At 64.4% G+C, this 18068-nt stretch carries 17 protein-coding genes and 1 tRNA gene; 8 read left to right on the forward strand and 10 right to left on the reverse strand.

What is annotated here, in order from left to right; all coding sequences use genetic code 11:
- The first annotated feature begins 12 nt into the window (after positions 1 to 12).
- Positions 13 to 954 (forward strand): DUF2167 domain-containing protein, encoded by a 942-nt coding sequence (locus ON00_RS16685; RefSeq protein WP_010407743.1) that lies wholly within the window; start codon positions 13 to 15, stop codon positions 952 to 954.
- 4 nt (positions 955 to 958) lie between these two features.
- Here the strand turns inward: ON00_RS16685 and ON00_RS16690 are convergent, their stop codons facing one another.
- Both ON00_RS16690 and ON00_RS16695 read right to left on the reverse strand, forming a co-directional pair.
- Positions 959 to 2218 (reverse strand): mechanosensitive ion channel family protein, encoded by a 1260-nt coding sequence (locus tag ON00_RS16690; RefSeq protein WP_010407745.1) that lies wholly within the window; start codon positions 2216 to 2218, stop codon positions 959 to 961.
- 8 nt (positions 2219 to 2226) lie between these two features.
- On the reverse strand, positions 2227 to 3246 hold the full coding sequence (locus ON00_RS16695) for a DNA topoisomerase IB (RefSeq protein ID WP_010407747.1): 1020 nt from the start codon (positions 3244 to 3246) through the stop codon (positions 2227 to 2229).
- A gap of 92 nt (positions 3247 to 3338) precedes the next feature.
- Between ON00_RS16695 and ON00_RS16700 the strand changes: the two genes are divergently transcribed.
- Entirely contained in the window at positions 3339 to 3890 is a 552-nt protein-coding gene (locus ON00_RS16700) for a type 1 glutamine amidotransferase domain-containing protein (RefSeq protein WP_010407748.1), read from the forward strand.
- Here the strand turns inward: ON00_RS16700 and ON00_RS16705 are convergent.
- The 3 genes from ON00_RS16705 to ON00_RS21340 are packed head-to-tail and all read right to left on the reverse strand — an operon-like array spanning position 3866 to position 6436.
- Complete coding sequence (locus ON00_RS16705; RefSeq protein WP_029623024.1) at positions 3866 to 4963, reverse strand: acyltransferase family protein; 1098 nt, start codon at positions 4961 to 4963, stop codon at positions 3866 to 3868. The two genes, ON00_RS16700 and ON00_RS16705, sit on opposite strands and share 25 nt — an antisense overlap.
- The gene (locus ON00_RS16710; RefSeq protein ID WP_010407751.1) at positions 4960 to 6315 is read right to left on the reverse strand and encodes a putative O-glycosylation ligase, exosortase A system-associated; all 1356 of its coding nucleotides are present in this window, start codon (positions 6313 to 6315) and stop codon (positions 4960 to 4962) included. Before ON00_RS16710 ends, ON00_RS16705 begins: the two co-directional genes overlap by 4 nt.
- Positions 6308 to 6436, reverse strand: a complete 129-nt coding sequence (locus tag ON00_RS21340; RefSeq protein ID WP_010407754.1) for a hypothetical protein — start codon at positions 6434 to 6436, stop codon at positions 6308 to 6310. The genes ON00_RS16710 and ON00_RS21340 overlap by 8 nt, the downstream gene beginning before the upstream one ends.
- An 82-nt stretch (positions 6437 to 6518) precedes the next feature.
- Here ON00_RS21340 and ON00_RS16715 point away from each other — a divergent pair, with 82 nt between their 5' ends.
- The 3 genes from ON00_RS16715 (at position 6519) to ON00_RS16725 (ending at position 10142) form a co-directional block, all read left to right on the forward strand.
- A complete protein-coding gene (locus ON00_RS16715) occupies positions 6519 to 7760 on the forward strand; it encodes a TIGR04063 family PEP-CTERM/XrtA system glycosyltransferase (RefSeq protein WP_010407756.1) in 1242 nt (413 codons plus the stop codon).
- A gap of 29 nt (positions 7761 to 7789) precedes the next feature.
- Positions 7790 to 8575, forward strand: coding sequence for a hypothetical protein (locus ON00_RS16720; protein ID WP_245535593.1), 786 nt, complete (start codon positions 7790 to 7792; stop codon positions 8573 to 8575).
- 67 nt (positions 8576 to 8642) lie between these two features.
- Complete coding sequence (locus tag ON00_RS16725; RefSeq protein ID WP_010407760.1) at positions 8643 to 10142, forward strand: replicative DNA helicase; 1500 nt, start codon at positions 8643 to 8645, stop codon at positions 10140 to 10142.
- A gap of 109 nt (positions 10143 to 10251) precedes the next feature.
- Here ON00_RS16725 and ON00_RS16730 read toward each other — a convergent pair whose 3' ends face one another.
- From ON00_RS16730 to rplU, 3 genes are all read right to left on the reverse strand, one after another.
- Complete coding sequence (locus tag ON00_RS16730) at positions 10252 to 10791, reverse strand: GNAT family N-acetyltransferase (RefSeq protein WP_029623026.1); 540 nt, start codon at positions 10789 to 10791, stop codon at positions 10252 to 10254.
- A 166-nt stretch (positions 10792 to 10957) separates the two neighbouring features.
- Positions 10958 to 11227 (reverse strand): 50S ribosomal protein L27, encoded by a 270-nt coding sequence (gene rpmA, locus ON00_RS16735; RefSeq protein ID WP_010407762.1) that lies wholly within the window; start codon positions 11225 to 11227, stop codon positions 10958 to 10960.
- A 13-nt stretch (positions 11228 to 11240) separates the two neighbouring features.
- On the reverse strand, positions 11241 to 11609 hold the full coding sequence (gene rplU / locus ON00_RS16740; protein WP_010407763.1) for a 50S ribosomal protein L21: 369 nt from the start codon (positions 11607 to 11609) through the stop codon (positions 11241 to 11243).
- 520 nt (positions 11610 to 12129) lie between these two features.
- On the opposite strand from rplU, the gene ON00_RS16745 reads away from it, so the two are divergent.
- Positions 12130 to 14691, forward strand: coding sequence for a TonB-dependent receptor plug domain-containing protein (locus ON00_RS16745; protein ID WP_010407764.1), 2562 nt, complete (start codon positions 12130 to 12132; stop codon positions 14689 to 14691).
- Between the two features lie 73 nt (positions 14692 to 14764).
- Here the strand turns inward: ON00_RS16745 and hspQ are convergent, their stop codons facing one another.
- The gene (hspQ, locus tag ON00_RS16750; protein WP_010407768.1) at positions 14765 to 15145 is read right to left on the reverse strand and encodes a heat shock protein HspQ; all 381 of its coding nucleotides are present in this window, start codon (positions 15143 to 15145) and stop codon (positions 14765 to 14767) included.
- A gap of 159 nt (positions 15146 to 15304) precedes the next feature.
- Here hspQ and ON00_RS16755 point away from each other — a divergent pair.
- Positions 15305 to 15394 (forward strand) — tRNA-Ser (locus ON00_RS16755).
- 35 nt (positions 15395 to 15429) lie between these two features.
- The gene (locus ON00_RS16760) at positions 15430 to 15762 is read left to right on the forward strand and encodes a DUF6481 family protein (protein ID WP_010407771.1); all 333 of its coding nucleotides are present in this window, start codon (positions 15430 to 15432) and stop codon (positions 15760 to 15762) included.
- Positions 15763 to 15981: 219 nt separating this feature from the next.
- Here ON00_RS16760 and ON00_RS16765 read toward each other — a convergent pair whose 3' ends face one another.
- Positions 15982 to 18039: an NAD(+) synthase gene (locus ON00_RS16765; protein WP_029623028.1), complete on the reverse strand. Its 2058-nt coding sequence runs from the start codon at positions 18037 to 18039 to the stop codon at positions 15982 to 15984.
- Positions 18040 to 18068: the final 29 nt, after the last annotated feature.

Consider the following 18068-nt stretch of genomic DNA (forward strand, 5'->3'; position numbering starts at 1 on the left):
GGGGGTTAGCAGATGACATTCAAGGCTGTGGCCAGCGCGTGCGCGCTCGGCCTGGGACTGGTGCTGGCCACGGCAGCGGAGGCGCAGAAGGACAGCGCGCCGCAAAAATTGTCGCCCGAGGCGATCGCCTTCGAGAAGGGGCTGCACAAGCAAAGCGGCGATGTTGCCATTCCCGCCGCGCATGCCGTGCTGCATCTGGGCGAGCGCTATTATTTCGTGCCCGCCGACGAGGCCAAGACGATCCTGACCAAGGTGTGGGGGAACCCGCCCTCCTCGGGTGACCGGGTGCTGGGTATCGTGTTTGAAAAGGGGCGCACGATCTACGACAATGTCTGGGGCGCGATCGTCACGTATGAAGATACGGGCTATGTCCCCGACAAGGACGCCAAGACCGAGGATTATGACAAGGTCGTCGAGAGCATTCGCGCGGGCGAGGCCGAAGCCAATGATGAGCGCAAGAAGGGCGGCTATCCGACGATCCACCTGGTCGGTTGGGCGCAGCAGCCATCTTATGACCCGGCGGCGCATTCGCTGATCTGGGCGCGCGACATCAAATTTTCGGATTCACCGGTCGATGCGCTGAATTACGATGTGCGGCTGCTCGGACGGAAGGGCGTGCTGAGCCTCAACATGCTGTCCGACATGCAGCATTTGCCCGACGTGCGCGCGGCGGCGACCGACTTCGGCAAGGCGGCGGCGTTTACGGCCGGGTCGACCTATGCCGATTACGACAAATCGGTCGACAAGACCGCCGAATATGGCCTGGCCGGGCTGGTCGCGGCGGGCGCGGGCGTTGTCGTGGCCAAGAAGCTGGGGCTGCTGGCGATCGTGTTCGGCTTCTGGAAAGTGATCCTGGGCGGGCTCGCGGTCGCGGGTGCGGCGATTTCGCGCTTCTTCGGGCGGATCTTCGGGCGCAAGCGCGATACGCTGGAGGGCGACGAGGGATCGCTATAGCGGCTCAGCCGGTGCCGACGTCGCCATCGACGGCGGAATCGCTCGGGGCGGCACCGGTGCCGGTGCGACCATTGGTGCCCTTTGGTGCGGGCTTAGCCGGGGCCGCCGCTGCGTTATCCGTTGGATAGGGCAGTACCAGCCGTCCATCCGGCGCGGCGGTGAAGCTGGTCTGAGTCGGATAGGCAAGCTGGATACCCGCGTCGTTCAGGCACCGGATGATCGCGAGGCCAACCGCGTGGCGCGCGTCATAGAACTCTTGGAAGGCGGCGGTCGGGGAGTCGAACTCGACATCGAAATCATAGCTTTGCGCGCCGAAGGTGATGAAGCCGGCGCGTACGAACTTCATGCCGCCTGCCTCGACCACATCCTTGATCATCGATGGCAGCGCTTCCATCGTCTCGACCGGGGTCCATTGTACGAGCCCGAGCGTGAACACCACGCGGCGATAGTCGCGCTGGGTGTTGTTGATGATTTCCTTTTCGAGCAATTGCTTGTTGGCGACGATGCGCTCTTCGCCGGTGACGCCGCGGATGCGGGTGGACTTCAACCCGATCGCCTCGACCGTGCCGGCCGATTTGTCATAGCTGATCGCGTCGCCACGCCGGAACGGGCGGTCGAGCAGGATCGCGAGCGCCGCGAACAGGTCCGCAAAGATGCCCTGTGCTGCCAGACCGATCGCGATGCCGCCGACGCCGAGACCTGCGATCAGGCCGGTTACGTTGACGCCGAGATTGTCGAGCACAACGATCGCCGCGATCGCGAACACCGCGAAGCTGACGAGCAAGCGGATGATGTTCATCGCGCTGCCGATCGCCTCGCCCGCATAATGGTCGCCGCCGGTGCGGTGCTCGATCGTCCCGAGAATGATTTCGCGCGCCCAGATCGCCATCTGGAACACCGCGACGATCACCCACAGCACATTGATCAGCGACAGCACTTCGCGCGGCGTCCCGGCAAAGGTGTCGGCGGTGACGATCTTGGCGGCGGCGATGACCATGAAGACATTGCCGGTCTGCAACGTCGCCCGCGCGGCGACGCCGAACCAGCCGCGCGGGCCGGAATCGCGCATGCAATATTTCCGCGCGAGCCGCCGCACGAAATGCAGCGCCATCACGATCACGCTCGCCACCGCCAGCACAATCAGGATCTGCAGCCAGTGGGTGTGGACCCAATGATAGAGGATGCCGATGAAGCCGCGGGCTTGATCGTCCAGGTCGCCCACCCGAATGGGCGGCAGGATCGCGGTCGTATTTTTGGTAGTCATGGGAACCTTCAGGCGGCTTGGGCGGTCGCCAATTGCGTGGCGCTTTCGAGCAGGGCGATCAAGCCGCGTTCGGCGCGCGAGAGATATTGTGTGCGGCGCGGCAGGCGCAGGCTGGCGCGGAACGCCGTCTGTCCGTCCTTGGCGAGCGCCAGCAAGGCCGGGTGGACATAGGATTTGCGCGCGATCGCGGGCGTGTTGCCCAGCGTTTCGCTCACCGGCAGCAGCATTGTCTTGAGGCTGATATCGGCGCGTGCTTCGGCCAGTGCCTCAAACGCCAGCACGCTCGCCGACCAGGTGCGGAAATGCTTGGCGGTGAAATCCTGCCCCATGGCGGCGCGGATATAGGCGTTGACGTCGGACGAGGTGACGGGGTGGGTTTCCCCCGCTTGATCGACCCAGCGGAACAGATGCTGCCCCGGCAAATCCTGGCATTTCCGCACGAAACGAGTGAGCGAACCGTCGGTGATCGTTAGCACGCGCAATTTGCCCGACTTCGCCTTGAACTGCAGTTTCAAGGCTCGCCCCTTCAGCGCGGCATGGCGTTTGCGCAGCGTGGTCGCGCCGAAGCTCTTATTCGCTTTCACATAGCCCTCATTGCCGATGCGGACCTTGCCGAGATCGAGCAGGCGAACGACCGCCGCCACGGCGGTATCCTTGCCGATCCCGCGTTTGGCGAGGTCGGCTGCGACACGCGCACGCAATTTGGGGAGCGCGCGGCCGAACGGCGCGCACAGATCATATTTCGCGGCTTCCTGGGTTTCGCGGAAACCGGTGTGATAGCGATATTGCTTGCGGCCCTTCTCATCCCAGCCGACCGCCTGGATATGGCCGCCCGGCGTAGGGCAGAACCACGCATCGCGATAGGCGGGCGGCAAGCCGATCGCGTTCAGCCGGTCGATTTCGGCGCGATCGGTAATGCGCTTGCCGTTCACGTCGAAATAGCCCCAGCCATGGCGCATTTTCTTGCGCGCAATGCCGGGCTCGCTGTCGTCGCAATAGGTGATTTCGCAAAGTGTTTCGGCCGTCATCACCCATTTCAATGCACGGATCGTCGCATCGTTCCGGAACGGGGAGGCGCGCTCGCGGGTTGAGCGGCGCGAACCCCCAGCGGAGATCCCCCATGACCGACCTTTCCGACACGCATGTGCTGATCCTGGCGACCGATGGCTTCGAGCAGGACGAGTTGTTCAAGCCGCGCCAGGCGCTGCTCGATGCCGGCGTCAAGGTGACGCTCGCCTCGATCAAGACCGATCCGATCCAGGGCATGCAGCATGATGTGAAGGGCGACACGATCGTGCCCGACCTGTTGCTGGAGGATGTCGATACCGAGGATTACACTGCGCTGTTGCTGCCCGGCGGCGTCGCCAATCCGGACACGCTGCGGATGAATGATCGTGCGATCGAAATCATCGAGGAATTTGCCGATGATGAAAAGCTGATCGCGGCGATCTGCCACGCGCCGTGGCTGTTGATCGAGGCGGATGTCGTCGATGGCCGCCGCATGACGAGCTGGCCGTCGCTGCGCACCGATCTTGCCAATGCCGGGGCCGATGTCGTCGATGAGGCCGTGGTGCGCGATGGCCAGTTCATCACCAGCCGGATGCCCGATGACATCCCCGCCTTCAACGCGGCGGTCCTGGAAGCGCTTCAGGAAGCGCTGGAAGAAGCCTGAACCCGTGCCCCCGTCCGCTGCCAGCGGGCGGGGATGCGGTTCATCCAATTCTGCGCGGGGCGCTCCACCAGATGGTGGAGCGCCACCGAACTGCCGAGCACCAGCGCCAGATAGAGCGCGATCAGCATCGGCGGGATGGCATGGGCATCCGCGACGAAGACCAGCTTGAACACCCCGAACAGCAGGAAGTGACCGAGATAGGTCGCGTAGCTGATTTCCCCCAAAGAGTGCAGCGCCGGGGTTTCGAGCGGGTTGCCGCGCCGGTCTGCGGTGAGCGCGAGGGCCAGCAACAGCGCAGCGAATGCGCCGGGTACGGTCAGCGTTTCGGGCGCGCCCAAGGCCGCGGCGGCCAGCCCGGCGACACCGAGTGTCGTCGCCAAGACAGCGGGCAGGGCGGGGGCGTCGCGCCACCGCATCCACAGCGCGCAGATCGCGGAGCCTGTGGCGAACTCGATTAGGCAGCGCCGGAGCCCGAAGGTCCAGATATCGGTGCCGAGCGTCGGCGCGCCCGCCATTGCGGCGTGGAGCAGCACCAGCAGCGCCGCGATCGTGGCGAGCACCGCCCAGCTGGGTACGCGCCGCCAGTCGAGGCTGAAGGCCAGCAGCGGGAACAGCAGATACGCTGCCCATTCGGTGCTGATCGACCAGCTCGGGTCGTTCCACGCCAGATGATCGGTGAAGCCCCAATTTTGCAGCAGCAGGATGTGGAGCGGCAGATCGGCAAAGCGGTGATGCACCGCATCATGCTTGCCCAGCGCCAGCAGCAAGAGCGCCAGCGCGACCGCGCAGCCAAGCATGAACAGGTGCAGCGGCCAGATCCGCGCCAGCCGTCGCCACAGGAAACCCGGCACCGCGCCGATCCCGCCGCGCCGCAAACGCTCGCTCCAGCTCAGCCAGATCACGAAGCCCGAGAGCAGGAAGAAGAAATCGACCGCGAGATAGCCCTTGGCGAGCACCGCCACCACGCTGTGCGGCAGCCCCGCCACCGACAAGCGGGTATGGTAGAGCACCACCAGCCACGCGGCGATGCCGCGCATCCCGGTCAGCGCGCGCAACTCGTGCCGGGCGCTCATGCCGCGACCGCCTCGGGCCGAGGCTTGCGGATCGGCCGCCATGCCGACGCGCGGCGTTTGCGCGCGAGATAGGTGTCAAGCCCGATCTGCGCGCCGATCAGCATGTAGACGAAAGGCTGGAATGCGATGGCGATGAACGCCGCCCCCAGCAGATAGACGATATGTGCCGATTGCAGCGCGCCGGCGAGTGGGGTCACCCAGGCGTATTCGGCCTGCTTGCGGTAGCGATGCCGCAGCACCTCCATGCGGAGGATGCCGGTCAGGTTGATCAGCACCCAGATGGCGAGCCCCGGAAAGCCTTGTTCGCCGAGCATCTCGAAATAGGCGCTGTGGAAGGCACGTGCCTGATCGACGGTCAGCTTACGGTCGACGGTGGCGTTGCTGGCGTCGCCCTCCACCTTCTCGGTGTCGTAGCGGATCTTGTTCTGGCGGTACATTTCGAAGCCGCCGCCGAGCGGATGCTCCTTGGCATACTCCCATGTCCAGCCCCAGACGGCGAGCCGGGTCGAGGCGGATTCATCGCCCTTATAGGTTTTGATCGTGCTCATGCGATTGGTGAAGGAGGAGGGCAGGAACGGCACCGCCAGCACGCCCATTGCGCCCAACAACCCGAGATAGAGCAATTTCCGCTTGGCGTCGCGCAGCATCAGCAAGGCGACCAGACCGATGCACAAAAGGCCGGTGCGCGTCGACGTGCCGACCGGGATCAGCAGGCACGAGAAGACCAGCGCATAGCAAAAGCCCTTCACCTTCCAATCGGGCGGGAAGATCGTGCCGTGGCGCGTGAACCACAGGATCAGCGGGATGATCGCGACCGCGACGGTCGAGATGGTCGAGCCTTCGTACAGCCCCGAATTGTTGGAGACCATCAGGTTGAGCGTGCCGTAACCGCCCCCGCCGCTGGCGATGGTCTTGGCCCCGCCAACGATGATGATCGAGGCCGCCGACGCCACCATCACCAGCAACAGCGCCTCGATTCGCAGCTTCGTGCGCAGCGTGAAGGGCAGGAAGGCAGCGAAGGCCAGCGCCTTCCACACCCACCCCCATTTATCGAGCGCCTCGACCGGGAAATCGGCGTTCAGCGTCGTGGCATAGCAATAGGCCAGCAGCAGCACGATCAGCACCTGGCGCGGCGCGATGCGCGTTTCGGCTTTGTCGTCTGCGAGCATCCAGCCGCCGACCGACAACACCACCGCGATCAGCGAGATCGGCACGGCGTTGAGCAGATAATAGGTCAGCCGCTGCGGGCTGACGATATCGATATAGACATAGGCCAGCACGAACACGAACGGACGGCGAAAGCCCGCCGCGAAGAACGCGCCGAGAAAGGCGACGAAGAACAGGTCACGCACGCGGGCGACCCTTTCTGGGCGGCGGCGTGTCTTCGCGGTCGAGATCGGGGCGACGCAGCAGCCGCCACACCGCCAGCGCGATCAGGCCATGGCTGATCGCGAGCGCGAGATTGTCGATCATGAGGCGGCCTGACTTTCCACGGGAGTGGTGTAGGGCGTGCGGGTTGAGGCTCCGTTAAGCAGTGCCGCGCTATGGAGCGCGCATGCGCATCCTCCACATCCTGGACCACGGCCTGCCGCTGCAAAGTGGATACACCTTTCGCACACGGGCGATCCTGAAGAGCCAGATGCGGCACGGCTGGCAGGTGGCCGCCGTCACCGGCCCGCGCAATGGCGCGCGCGACTTGGCGGCGGAAACCGTCGATGGCATCGATTTTTTCCGCACCCCGCCCGTTCCCGAGACGATCAGCCCGTTTGGCGAGCTGCGCGAAATCCGCGCCTTTGCCCGCCGCATCGAGGAAGTGGTCGCGGAATTTAAGCCCGACATTCTGCACGCGCATTCGCCGGTGCTGGATGCGGTCGCCGCGCTGCGGGTGGCGCGCAAGCGCAAGCTGCCCCTGGTGTATGAGATTCGCGCTTTTTGGGAGGATGCCGCCGTTGGCAACGGCACCGGGCGCGAAGGATCGCTGCGCTACCGTGCGACGCGCGCGCTCGAAACCTGGGCGGTGCGGCGCGCCGACGCGGTGGCGGTGATTTGCGAGGGGCTGCGCGGCGATCTGGTCGCGCGGGGAATCGATCCGGCCAAGCTGCTGGTGTCGCCCAATGGCGTCGACATGGCGGTGTTCGGTGATCCCTTGGCCTATGATTCGGCGTTGGCCGAGTCGCTTGGCCTGAAGGATGCCGAGGTGATCGGCTTTATCGGCAGCTTCTATGATTATGAGGGCCTTGATGATCTGATCGCGGCGATGCCGACGCTGGTCGCGGCGCGGCCCAAGGCGCGTTTGGTGTTGGTCGGCGGCGGCCCGATGGAGGACGCCTTGCGCGCGCAGGCCGCAGCCTCACCAGTGGCGGCGCAGATCCACTTTATCGGGCGCGTCCCGCATACCGAGGTCGATCGCTATTACAGCCTGATCGACGTGCTCGCCTATCCGCGCAAACGGATGCGGCTGACCGATCTGGTCACGCCGCTCAAGCCGCTGGAGGCGATGGCGCAGCGTCGTCTTGTCGCCGCGTCGGACGTTGGCGGGCACCGTGAGCTGATTCGCCACAATGATACCGGCACGCTGTTCCCGCCCGACGACCCGGTGGCGATGGCCAACGCGCTGGCGGCGCTGCTCGCGGATCGCGACGGCTGGGACGGGCGGCGCGAACGCGGCCGTGCCTTTGTCGAGGCGGAGCGCAACTGGGCCGTTAATGTTGCGCGTTATGGGCCTGTTTACCAGAAACTTACCGGTGCGGTGGCATCGTCTGCGTCATGGCCGTGTTCTCCCGTTCCCAATCTCTGATTCTCCCGGTCGCACCGTTGGCGGCCACCGTGATCGGCGTACTGACCGCTGCCATGTTCGCGCTGGTGCCGACCGACCTCCTCGAATCGATGGTCGTGGATAGCGGGATCGCCTCAGTGCTGTCGGCCGCCGAACCGCCGCTTGGGCTGACCGCGCGGTTGGTGCTGGTGCTGCTATGTGGCGGCGGCATTGGTTTGATGGCGTGGTTCGCTTTGTTCCTCACCTTCGGCGCACGCACGATCGTGATCCAGCGCTCGCGCGGTGAGCGGGGCAGTGCGCCGGTGTTGCGCCGCGCCGATGCTCATCCCGATGCGCCGGCGCGCCGACCGCTCTTCGCCAATACCGATCTCGGCACGCCGTTTCTCGATGTCCGCGCGCCCGCCGTCCCCGTCACGGCACCGGCGGCGGTGGAGCCGCCGGTCGAACGCCCGTTGCCGATTGATCTCGAACAACCACTGGCCGCTTATGGCCGGGTCGCGGTGCCTGAAACCCCGCTGAGCGGGGCGCCGACCCCGGCGCGGGACGGACCTGTCGTCATCCTTCCCGCCGAACGCCCGCAGACCTTTGATCCCGGGGAGCGCTTCGAAACCTTCCCGCTGACCCCGATGGTGCGATCGACCCCGCAGCCCGTGATGGAAGCGCCGGTGCCGCCGGTCGCGCCCGCACGGGCCGATCCATCCGATACGATTCACGCCTTGCTCGACCGGCTGGAGCGGGTGGTGGGGCAACGCCCGCCTGCGACCCCGCCGCCGCCGCAGGAGACGTTGGAGGACACGCTGGCGGTGCTGCGCCGGATGGCGACGGGCGCGCGCTGAGCGGTTATCCCCGGCTTTAATCGCGCCTGCCCCTTGAGTGGCGGCGGCTGGGGTGGGACAAGGGGGGATGGCCACCGCATTCGCATCCCCGACCGAACCCGAAACCGTAACCCTGCCGCAAAATGTCGAGGCCGAAGCCGCGATGCTCGGCGCGATGATGATCGACAACCGCCTGGCGGATGATTTGATCGACCGGCTCCAGCCCGAACATTTCTTCGAGCCGCTGCACGGGCGCATCTTTTCCGCGATTCGCACGCTGCGCGGCAATGACATGCTGGCGAGTCCGGTCACGCTACGTCCGATGTTCGAACAGGATGCCGGGATGCGTGAACTGGGCGGCCCGGCCTATCTGGCGCAATTGACCGGTTCGGGTGCCGGGCTGCTCGGCGCGCGCGAATTTGCCAAGCAAATCTATGACCTGGCGATGTTGCGCACGCTGGTGACGGTGGGGCGCGGGCTGGTCGAGCGCGCGATGGACACGTCGGAAGAGGTCAACCCGCGTGCGCAGATCGAAGCGGCCGAGGAAGAACTGTACAAGGTCGCCGCCGATGGCGGCAGCGACAACCAGATCAAGACCTTCGTCCAGGCCTCCACCATCACGATCAAGATGGCCGAAGTCGCGCTCAATTCGGGCGGGCATATTTCGGGCATCACCACCGGGCTCGAAAGCCTGAACGCCAAGATCGGCGGTATGCACCGTTCCGACTTGATGATCCTTGCCGGGCGTCCGGGCATGGGCAAGACCTCGCTTGCCACCAACATCGCCTATAACGCCGCGCAACGCTGGATGCGCGACATGGCCGACGGGATCGACCCCGAACGCTCGCTCGGGGCGAAGGTCGCCTTTTTCAGCCTGGAAATGTCGGCCGATCAGCTCGCCGGGCGTATTCTGGCGGAGCAATCGGGCATCAATTCCGAAGTGCTGCGCTCGGGCAAGATCAAGCGCGAGGAATTCCACAAGCTGGCCGCCGCTGCGGCGAGCCTGGAGACATTGCCGCTGTTCATCGACGATAGCGCGGGCCTGTCGATCGGCGCGCTGCACACCCGCGCGCGCCGCTTGCAGCGCAAGCTCAACAACCAGCTTGGCTTCATCGTGGTCGATTACTTACAGCTGCTCTCGGGCACCGCCAAGAGTTCGGGCGACGGGCGCGTGCAGGAAATTTCCGAGATCAGCCGTGGCCTCAAGAACATCGCCAAGGATCTGAACGTGCCCGTGATGGCGCTGTCCCAGCTCAGCCGCGCGGTCGAGCAGCGCGAGGACAAACGGCCGATGCTGTCGGATCTGCGCGAATCGGGCTCGATCGAGCAGGACGCCGATATGGTGATGTTCGTCTATCGCGAAGACTATTATCTCAACATGACCCAGCCCGAAATTCCGACGGCGGGCAGCCCGGCCGACGTGCAGGACAAGCACGCCAAATGGTCCGAGCATCTGTCACGCGTCGATGGCCTGGCCGAGCTGATCGTCGCCAAGCAACGCCACGGCTCGACCGGCAAGGTGACGCTGCGATTCGAGCCCAACATCACCAAATTCTCGGACTTTGGCGGCTTCGTTCCGGAGTATTGAGGGAATCGCGGTGCCCAGAACAGCGGCTTTCCGCTACTGGGCGCAGGCCTTCGCCGGGATGGGAATCAGCGACAACCTGACGCCAGAGCCCGGCCCGCGCCCGCAGCCTTCAGGCCGCGAGCGGGATGGCGTGGGCCACGTCCAGGTCGAGTTCCAGCTTCACGCACGGCACCTCGTGCCCGCGCGAGCGGCAATGCTGCGGCTCGACCCGACCCGTGGGCGTGAAACCGAGCTTGGTCAGCACGCGACCCGACGCGGGGTTGTCGACGAAATGCCCGGCACTTAGCCGCTTCAGGCCGAGCGCGTAGCGCGCGATCTGCACCATCTGCCGCCCGGCTTCGGTGGCATAGCCGCGACCCCAGGCACGGGGGGTGAGCCAATAGCCGAGTTCATAATGATCGCCCTCCGGGTGCACACCGATGCCACCGATGATCTCCGGCGTGCCGCTTTCAAGACTGGTGATGAGCATGACAACATCGGTTGTCGTGCGCGGGCGCATCAGGAAATCGCGCGCGTCTTCCTCGCGATAGGGCCAGGGTGCGCGCGACAGCTTGGTGACGACGCTTTCATGCCCCATCGCCTGCGCGAGTGCAGGGGCGTCCTCCGGCCAGCCTGGCCGTAGCGTCAGTCTCGGAGTCCGAGCGAACATTCTTACTCTCCTCGTCGCCGTCGCTTGCCCGTCTCTCGTGACGATCAAGCGACAATGGGTGGGGAGGGAGCATGAAAAAAGGGAGACCGGGGCGACCCGTCTCCCTTTTTCGGTAGTCTGAACTACCCGGATCGCCCTGGTGGGCAACCCGGATGGTCACCCGATGTTATTCAGCGGCCAGCGCCAGCATTTCTACCGAGCAGAATTGGCGACCGAGCTTGCCTTTGTGGAAGGTCACGCGACCTTCGGTGAGTGCGAACAGGGTGTGATCCTTGCCGATGCCGACATTGGTGCCCGGGTAAAATTTGGTGCCGCGCTGACGCACGAGAATGTTGCCCGGAATGACGGCTTCGCCACCGAACTTCTTCACGCCAAGGCGACGACCGGCCGAATCACGACCGTTGCGCGAGGAACCGCCTGCTTTCTTATGTGCCATCTCGAATTACTCCTTACGCCTGAGCGGCCGGTGCTGCGGCTTCCGCCGGAGCTGCGGTCTTGGCCTTGGCGGCCTTCTTCTCTTCGCCACCGATCGCGGTGATGCGCAGAATCGTGTGCTGCTGACGATGGCCGTTCTTGCGGCGATAGTTGTGGCGACGACGCTTCTTGAAGACGATGACCTTGTCGGCCTTCGCCTGCGCGATGATCTCTGCCGAGACCGTGAGGCCTTCGACCGACTTCAGCTCCGAGCCTTCGCCCGCCAGCAGGATATCGCCGAGCGTAATCGACGCCCCGGCCTCGCCCTCGAGCTTCTCGACGACGATCTTGTCTCCGGCGGCAACACGATACTGTTTGCCGCCCGTGCGCACGATTGCGAACATGGGCCTCATCACTTTCAAAAATACCTGTGCCCCACGCACGGCGAGCCGAGCGCGGGAAAGAAGCGCCGACTATGCGACACAGGGCGCGCTGTCAACCGCCGAGGCGCGCCGGATGCGTCGTAAAGTTGTTGCTCAAACGCAATAGTCGGTCCGGAACCGTCCTAATTTTGGATGAACTATCCGCTCTGCGTGAACTTTATGTTGCATTGCGAAACGGTCTATGGCGTCATCCGATTCGGAACAGATGAGGCGAACTCGATTCCGGCAATAAAATGTCGCGTTAGAGCGTTCAGCATCACAAGGATTCCACATACATAGATACCGAATGCAGCGTGCTGCATTCGACTAAGTTGGTCGTGTCAAATTATCTGCAGGGTTATTTCAATGCCGTGCTGTGCGGCAGGGGGAACTGTGTCCGTCACTCAGTGGCGACGCAAATGAGGTGCGTATTCGAAAGAACATAAAGTGCTGGGGGCGGATGGACTGAAGGTCACCTGTTTTTTTGGGGGATCTCACAGCCATGTACAAATCTTCGATTTCGCTCTTCGCGCTGGCCGTCGCCAGCGTGGCCGCACCGCCCGCTTTTGCTGACACCAAACCCGATAGCAGCGTTGCGATGTCAGCGGCCCCGGCTCCGGCAGATCCCGCGCCCGATACGAGCGCACCCGAGCAATCCGACATTATCGTCACGGGCACGCGGCGCACGGGCACCACGGCGGCCGAGAGCGCCACGCCGATCAAGGTGCTAAGCTCGGATGAATTGTCGCGAGTCGGCCAGCCCAACCTCAACCAGGTGCTGACGCAATTGGTGCCGTCCTTCACGGCACAGGCCTTTGGCGGCGACACCGCCAATTTGACGCTGTCGGCGCGCTTGCGCGGGCTCAGCCCCAACCACACGCTGGTGCTGATCAACGGCAAACGCCGCCACGGCACCGCCAACCTTGCCGTGCTTGGCGGCCCTTATCAGGGGGCGGCGACGGCCGATCTCGATTTGATTTCGCCCAGTTCGATTGCGCGCATCGAAGTGCTCGAAGACGGTGCCGCCGCGCAATATGGCTCGGACGCGATTGCGGGCGTCATCAACATTATCCTGAAGGACGACGCTGAGGGTGGATCGGGCTATGCCACCGCAGGCAAGAATTATGACGTCGGCGGAACGACCTATGCCGGCACTGCGCATTTGGCGACCAGGATCGGCGAGGATGGCTTCATCAACGTCACACTGTTCCACCGCTTCCACGATTTCACGCAAGTGGGCGGGCTTGATCGGCGTGTGACCGATGCGAGCGGCACATTGCTGACCACAGCAACGAGCCCGGCGCTCTCCGCAGCACAGCAAGCGCTCTACAAAAACATTCCGGGCTTCCCGTACGTCAACCGCATCAACGGGGATGCCAAGTCCTGGCTGACCAATGTTCAGTATAACACCGCCTATGATTTCGGCGACGTCACCGCCTACAGCTTCGGGTCGTTCAGCAAGCGGATTGCCAGCGCGTATGAGAATCTGCGCGTTCCCGATCGCGTGATTGCCTCCCCCGTGCTCGGGGTCGGTGGCAGCCTCACCACGGCAGGCGAGCTGGTTCCCTTCCCGCAAGGCTTCAACCCGCGCGAAGGCATTCGCGAAGATGATTACGCCTTTACCGGGGGTGTGAAGGGTGCGGTCGGCGCGGTGAAGTTCGACCTCAGCACGACGTACGGCAAGGACAAGAACCTCATCTACACGCTCGATTCGGCCAACCGCTCGCTGTTTGTCGACACGCATTTCACGCCGCGCGATTTCTATGATGGCTCGTTCACCTCGTCCGAATTCACCGCCAATGCCGATTTCTCGACCGAATTCGAACTCGGTATGGCGGCACCGCTGAACGTCGCGTTCGGCGGCGAATATCGCAAAAACCAATATTCGATCGGCTCGGGCGATCCGGGCTCGATCTACAAGGAAGGCGGGCAGTCCTATCCCGGCTTCCGTCCGTCCGACGCGGGCACGCATAGCCGCGAAAACGAATCGCTGTATCTGGATGTCGCCGCGTCCCCGGTCGCGGCGCTGAAGCTCGATGGTGCGGTGCGCTATGAGCATTATTCGGACTTTGGCAGCCAGGTGATCTTCAAGGGAACCGGGCGGTACGATTTCTCGCACGCCTTTGCCTTGCGCGGGACGGTGTCGACCGGCTTCCGCGCGCCGACCCTGGCCGAATCCTATTATTCGGCCACCAACGTCTCGCCGACCTCGGCCTTCGTCCAGCTCCCGGCCAATTCGGCGGCGGCCAAACTGATCGGCTTCCAGAATCTGAAACCCGAGAAATCGACCAATTTCAGCGCGGGCGGTGTGTTCCGCACGGGCAAGCTGACGGTTACGCTCGATGCCTATCAAGTGAAGATTCGCGACCGTATTCTCGGCACCGGATCGATTTATGGCAGCGGCGGGGCCACCAACTTCGCGATCGTGACGCAGGCGATCGTCGCCAATGGCAATGTGCTCGACCCGACGGTGACGCAAACCGGCATCAATATCTTCACCAACGGCGCGAGCACGCGCACGCGCGGGATCGAGCTGACGGCGAACGTACCCTCGGACTTTGGAAGCTGGGGCACGGTCAGCTGGAGCCTGTCGGGCAATTATAACGAGACCAAGATCACCAAGCTCGGCGTGGCCCCCGCGTCGCTGGGCGGTATTCCGCTGTTCGACGCCAGCGCCCGCGCCAACCTCGAAACCGCCTCTCCCAAGTTCAAGGCGATCGCCTCGGCCTTGTGGACGATCGGTCCGGTCTCGGCGACGGCGCGTGGCACGCTTTATGGCGAGACATCGACCTATGCGAGCCCGGATGGCGGCACCTATTATCTGCAGAAGGTGCCGACTGCTTTCATCGCCGATCTGGAGGCGACCTATAAGCTGCCGGGGGGAATCGACCTGACATTCGGGGCGAACAACGTGTTCAATCAGCGTCCGCCGAAGGTGGCGCTCGTGCCGGGCACGACCAATACGACGCTGGTCACGGGCGGCAACGTGATCGATGCACCGCTCAGCGCCGCCTACGGCATCAACGGCGGCTATTATTATGGGAAGGTGTCGTTCAAGTTCTGAGCGAACGCCGTTCGCACAGAAGGAAAGGGGGCCTGCGCGGCCCCCTTTCTATGTTATGCCGTGGCAGTGGCGATCAGTGGCGATGTTCGCGCCGCAGCGGGTATTTGCCGTCCTCATAATCCCCGAACAGCCCCGAAATGGCGGGGTGGTCGACCGGCTCGTCGCTGTCATCGGGCACCAGATTTTGCTGGCTGACATACGCGACGTAGCTCGACTCCATGTTTTCGGCGAGCAGATGATAAAAGGGCTGGTCCTTGCGCGGGCGCAGCTTCTCCGGGATCGCGTCATACCATTCGTCGCTATTGGCGAAGATCGGATCGATGTCGAACACGACGCCACGGAAATCGAACATGCGGTGGCGCACGACATCACCGATGGCGAAGCGGGCATGCGCAATGGGGGGGAGGGTGATCGTGCTGTCGAACGGCAGGGCCGAGGTTGTGGTACGGGGCATGACTGTAATTTAGGCGCTCTGACGCGGCGCACAAGCGATTGCTGCGCTTTTGCTGGTGCGCAAACGCTTGCCTCCGCCCGATCACTGCGTTAGAGGCCCCCGCTCACCGACCGGTGCCGCTTTTTGGATTTCCCATCAGACGGCATCTTATGACCTCGCGGAGAGGTGGCAGAGTGGTCGAATGTACCGCACTCGAAATGCGGCGTGGGTGCAAGCTCACCGTGGGTTCGAATCCCACCCTCTCCGCCATTTCCTTCCTGACTGACTCCCGCTAAAGGGCCCGCATGGCATCGTATAAGGAACCTTCGTTCAAGGATCGCGCAGCGCTCTCGGCTGACGCGAAACAGCGCGCGCTTGAGAAGCTGAAGGCGAAGCCGCCCGTTGATCCGGCTGTCGTCGCTGCCCGCGCTGCCGCGCGCGAAGCGAAGGAAGCCGCCGAGGCCAAGAAGCGCGAAGAAAAGAAGGCTGCGATCGAACAGGCGCGGCTCGAAAAGATCGCCAAGGCCGAAGCCGCCGAACGCGCGATCGAAGAGGCCAAGCAGGCCGCGATCCAGGCCGAAATCGACAAGAAAGCGGCGCGCGACGCCCGCTACGCGGCGCGCAAGAGCCGCAAGTAAGGCGCTTCGGGCGCGTTTTTCTTTGGGGTGCCGCGCAATTGGCCGGTCCGCCCGATTACGGGCCGACCCACCCCCAGCCCCTCCCTTCCAGGGAGGGGAGGAACCGCGACGCCTTCCGCCTCCCCTCCCTGGAAGGGAGGGGCTGGGGGGTGGGTTGATCTACAATGGGCAACCGCGTGTCTCGCGGACTCCCCCCTCACTCCCGGCCTGCCAATGGCGCTATTGCGGCAGCCCGCGCGCCAGTTCTTCCAGCCAAACCCGCGCCGTGCCGTCCGAGGGCGCACGCCAGTCGCCGCGCGGGCTGAGCGCGCCGCCGCTCGATACCTTCGGCCCATTGGGGATCGCCGAGCGCTTGAACTGGCTCGTCGCGAAGAAGCGCACCAGAAACTTTTCCAGCCAGAGCGCAATCGTCGGCAGATCATACGCGACTCGCGCCGATAGCGGCACGTCGCGCGGCCAGCGACCAGTGCTTGCGTCGCGCCACGCGTGCAGCGCGAGGAAGGCGATCTTGGACGGTGCCATGCCGTGGCGCACGACATAATGCAGGAAGAAATCGTTCAGCGCATACGGCCCGATTCGCGCCTCGGTGCTCTGGATCGCGCCATCGGCCCCGGCGGGCACCAGCTCAGGCGAGATTTCGGTCGCGAGAATCGCCTCGAGGATCTGGTCGGTTTCCGAGTCATATTGGCGGTCGCGGATGCACCAGCGAATCAGGAACTGGATCAGCGTCTTGGGCACGCCGGCATTGACCGCATAATGGCTCATCTGGTCGCCGACGCCGTAGGTACACCAGCCGAGCGCCAACTCGGACAGGTCGCCCGTGCCGACCACCAGCCCGCCGCGCTGATTGGCCAAGCGGAACAGATAATCGGTGCGCAGGCCCGCCTGCACATTTTCGAAGGTCACGTCATAGGTGGGGGCGCCATCGGCAAAGGGGTGCCCCATATCGGCGAGCATCTGGTGCGCGGCGGGGCGGATGTCGATCTCGTCGCCATCGACGCCAAGTGCGCGCATCAGTGCCCAGGCGTTGCCCTTGGTATGATCGCTGGTGGCAAAGCCCGGCATGGTGAAGGCGAGGATGCGGTCGCGCGGCACGCCCAGCCGGTCCATCGCCTTGGCCGCAACGATCAGCGCATGGGTGGAATCGAGCCCGCCCGACACGCCGATGACGAGGCGTTCGGCATGGGCCGCCTGAAAGCGCTTGAGCAGCCCTTCGACCTGGATGTTGAACGCCTCATAGCAATCGGCATCCAGTTTCTCGGGCGTGTTGGGCACGAACGGGAAGCGGCGGGTGTCGCGCAGCAGGCCGATGTCGCCGAAATCCGGCTTGTGCTCGAAGCTGACGCGGCGGAAGCGCTTTTCGGGGTCGTCGGCGAGGCGCGCGGCATCGTTGAAGGTGCCGACGCGCATCCGCTCCTGCTCGATTCGCTCGGCATCGACATCGGCGAGCAACAGGCAGGGGGCACGCCCGAAACGGCTCGATTCGGCGAGCGTTTCGCCCAGTTCATGCACCATCGCCTGACCGTCCCAGGCGAGATCGGTGGTGCTCTCGCCCGGTCCCGCGGCGGAAAAGACATAAGCGCACACAGCGCGCGCCGATTGCGCGGCGCACAGCAAGGCGCGCTCACGCGCTTTGCCGACGACGATGTTGGAGGCGGACAGGTTGCAGCAGATCAACGCGCCGGCCAGCGCGCCCATTGTCGAGGGCGGGGTGGGCGCCCAGAAATCCTCGCAAATCTCGGCATGGAACACGAAATGCTCGAGATCGGTCGCCGCGAACAGCAGATCGGTGCCGAACGGCGCGGTCTGGCCGGCGACCGTGATGTGGCACGGCGCGGTGATCCCGGCACCGCTCGCGAACCAGCGCTTTTCATAATATTCGCGGTAATTGGGCAGGAACACCTTGGGCACCACGCCCAGAATGCGCCCGCGCGCGATGACCACCGCGCAATTGTACAGCCGCCCGTTGCGCGGCAGCGCTGCGCCGACCACCAGCACCGGGCGCAGCTTGGCGGTCGCCGCTGCCACCGCCGCCAGTGCCGCTTCGGTCGCGTGATGCTGCGCGGTCTGCAAATGCAGGTCGTCGATCGCGTAGGAGGTCAGGCTGAGTTCGGGGAAGACCAGCAAGTCCGCGCCCTGTTTGTGGCCGTCCTTGGCCAGCGCGATCGTCGCCTCGGCATTGGCGATCGTGTCGCCCACGCTCGCGCAGGGGGTACACGCCCCGACGCGGATCAGCCCGTGGGTGTGGATCGAGTGGAACGGGTGCACCTTCGCCATGCCTGCGACGTAGCGACGTTTGCGCGGCA

The sequence above is a fragment of the Sphingomonas echinoides ATCC 14820 genome (genome assembly GCF_000241465.1).
GTDB classification, from domain to species: domain Bacteria; phylum Pseudomonadota; class Alphaproteobacteria; order Sphingomonadales; family Sphingomonadaceae; genus Sphingomonas; species Sphingomonas echinoides.

Excerpts from the sequence above, each read along its gene's own strand:
- ON00_RS16700 (WP_010407748.1), top strand. The coding sequence starts at position 3,339 with ATGACCGACCTTTCCGACACGCATGTGCTGATCCTGGCGACCGATGGC.
- ON00_RS16745 (WP_010407764.1), top strand. The coding sequence starts at position 12,130 with ATGTACAAATCTTCGATTTCGCTCTTCGCGCTGGCCGTCGCCAGCGTG.
- ON00_RS16685 (WP_010407743.1), top strand. The coding sequence starts at position 13 with ATGACATTCAAGGCTGTGGCCAGCGCGTGCGCGCTCGGCCTGGGACTG.
- ON00_RS16705 (WP_029623024.1), bottom strand. The coding sequence starts at position 4,963 with ATGAGCGCCCGGCACGAGTTGCGCGCGCTGACCGGGATGCGCGGCATC.
- ON00_RS16690 (WP_010407745.1), bottom strand. The coding sequence starts at position 2,218 with ATGACTACCAAAAATACGACCGCGATCCTGCCGCCCATTCGGGTGGGC.
- ON00_RS16730 (WP_029623026.1), bottom strand. The coding sequence starts at position 10,791 with ATGTTCGCTCGGACTCCGAGACTGACGCTACGGCCAGGCTGGCCGGAG.
- rplU (WP_010407763.1), bottom strand. The coding sequence starts at position 11,609 with ATGTTCGCAATCGTGCGCACGGGCGGCAAACAGTATCGTGTTGCCGCC.
- ON00_RS16765 (WP_029623028.1), bottom strand. The coding sequence starts at position 18,039 with ATGGCGAAGGTGCACCCGTTCCACTCGATCCACACCCACGGGCTGATC.
- ON00_RS21340 (WP_010407754.1), bottom strand. The coding sequence starts at position 6,436 with ATGATCGACAATCTCGCGCTCGCGATCAGCCATGGCCTGATCGCGCTG.
- hspQ (WP_010407768.1), bottom strand. The coding sequence starts at position 15,145 with ATGCCCCGTACCACAACCTCGGCCCTGCCGTTCGACAGCACGATCACC.
- ON00_RS16715 (WP_010407756.1), top strand. The coding sequence starts at position 6,519 with ATGCGCATCCTCCACATCCTGGACCACGGCCTGCCGCTGCAAAGTGGA.
- ON00_RS16695 (WP_010407747.1), bottom strand. The coding sequence starts at position 3,246 with ATGACGGCCGAAACACTTTGCGAAATCACCTATTGCGACGACAGCGAG.
- rpmA (WP_010407762.1), bottom strand. The coding sequence starts at position 11,227 with ATGGCACATAAGAAAGCAGGCGGTTCCTCGCGCAACGGTCGTGATTCG.
- ON00_RS16760 (WP_010407771.1), top strand. The coding sequence starts at position 15,430 with ATGGCATCGTATAAGGAACCTTCGTTCAAGGATCGCGCAGCGCTCTCG.
- ON00_RS16725 (WP_010407760.1), top strand. The coding sequence starts at position 8,643 with ATGGCCACCGCATTCGCATCCCCGACCGAACCCGAAACCGTAACCCTG.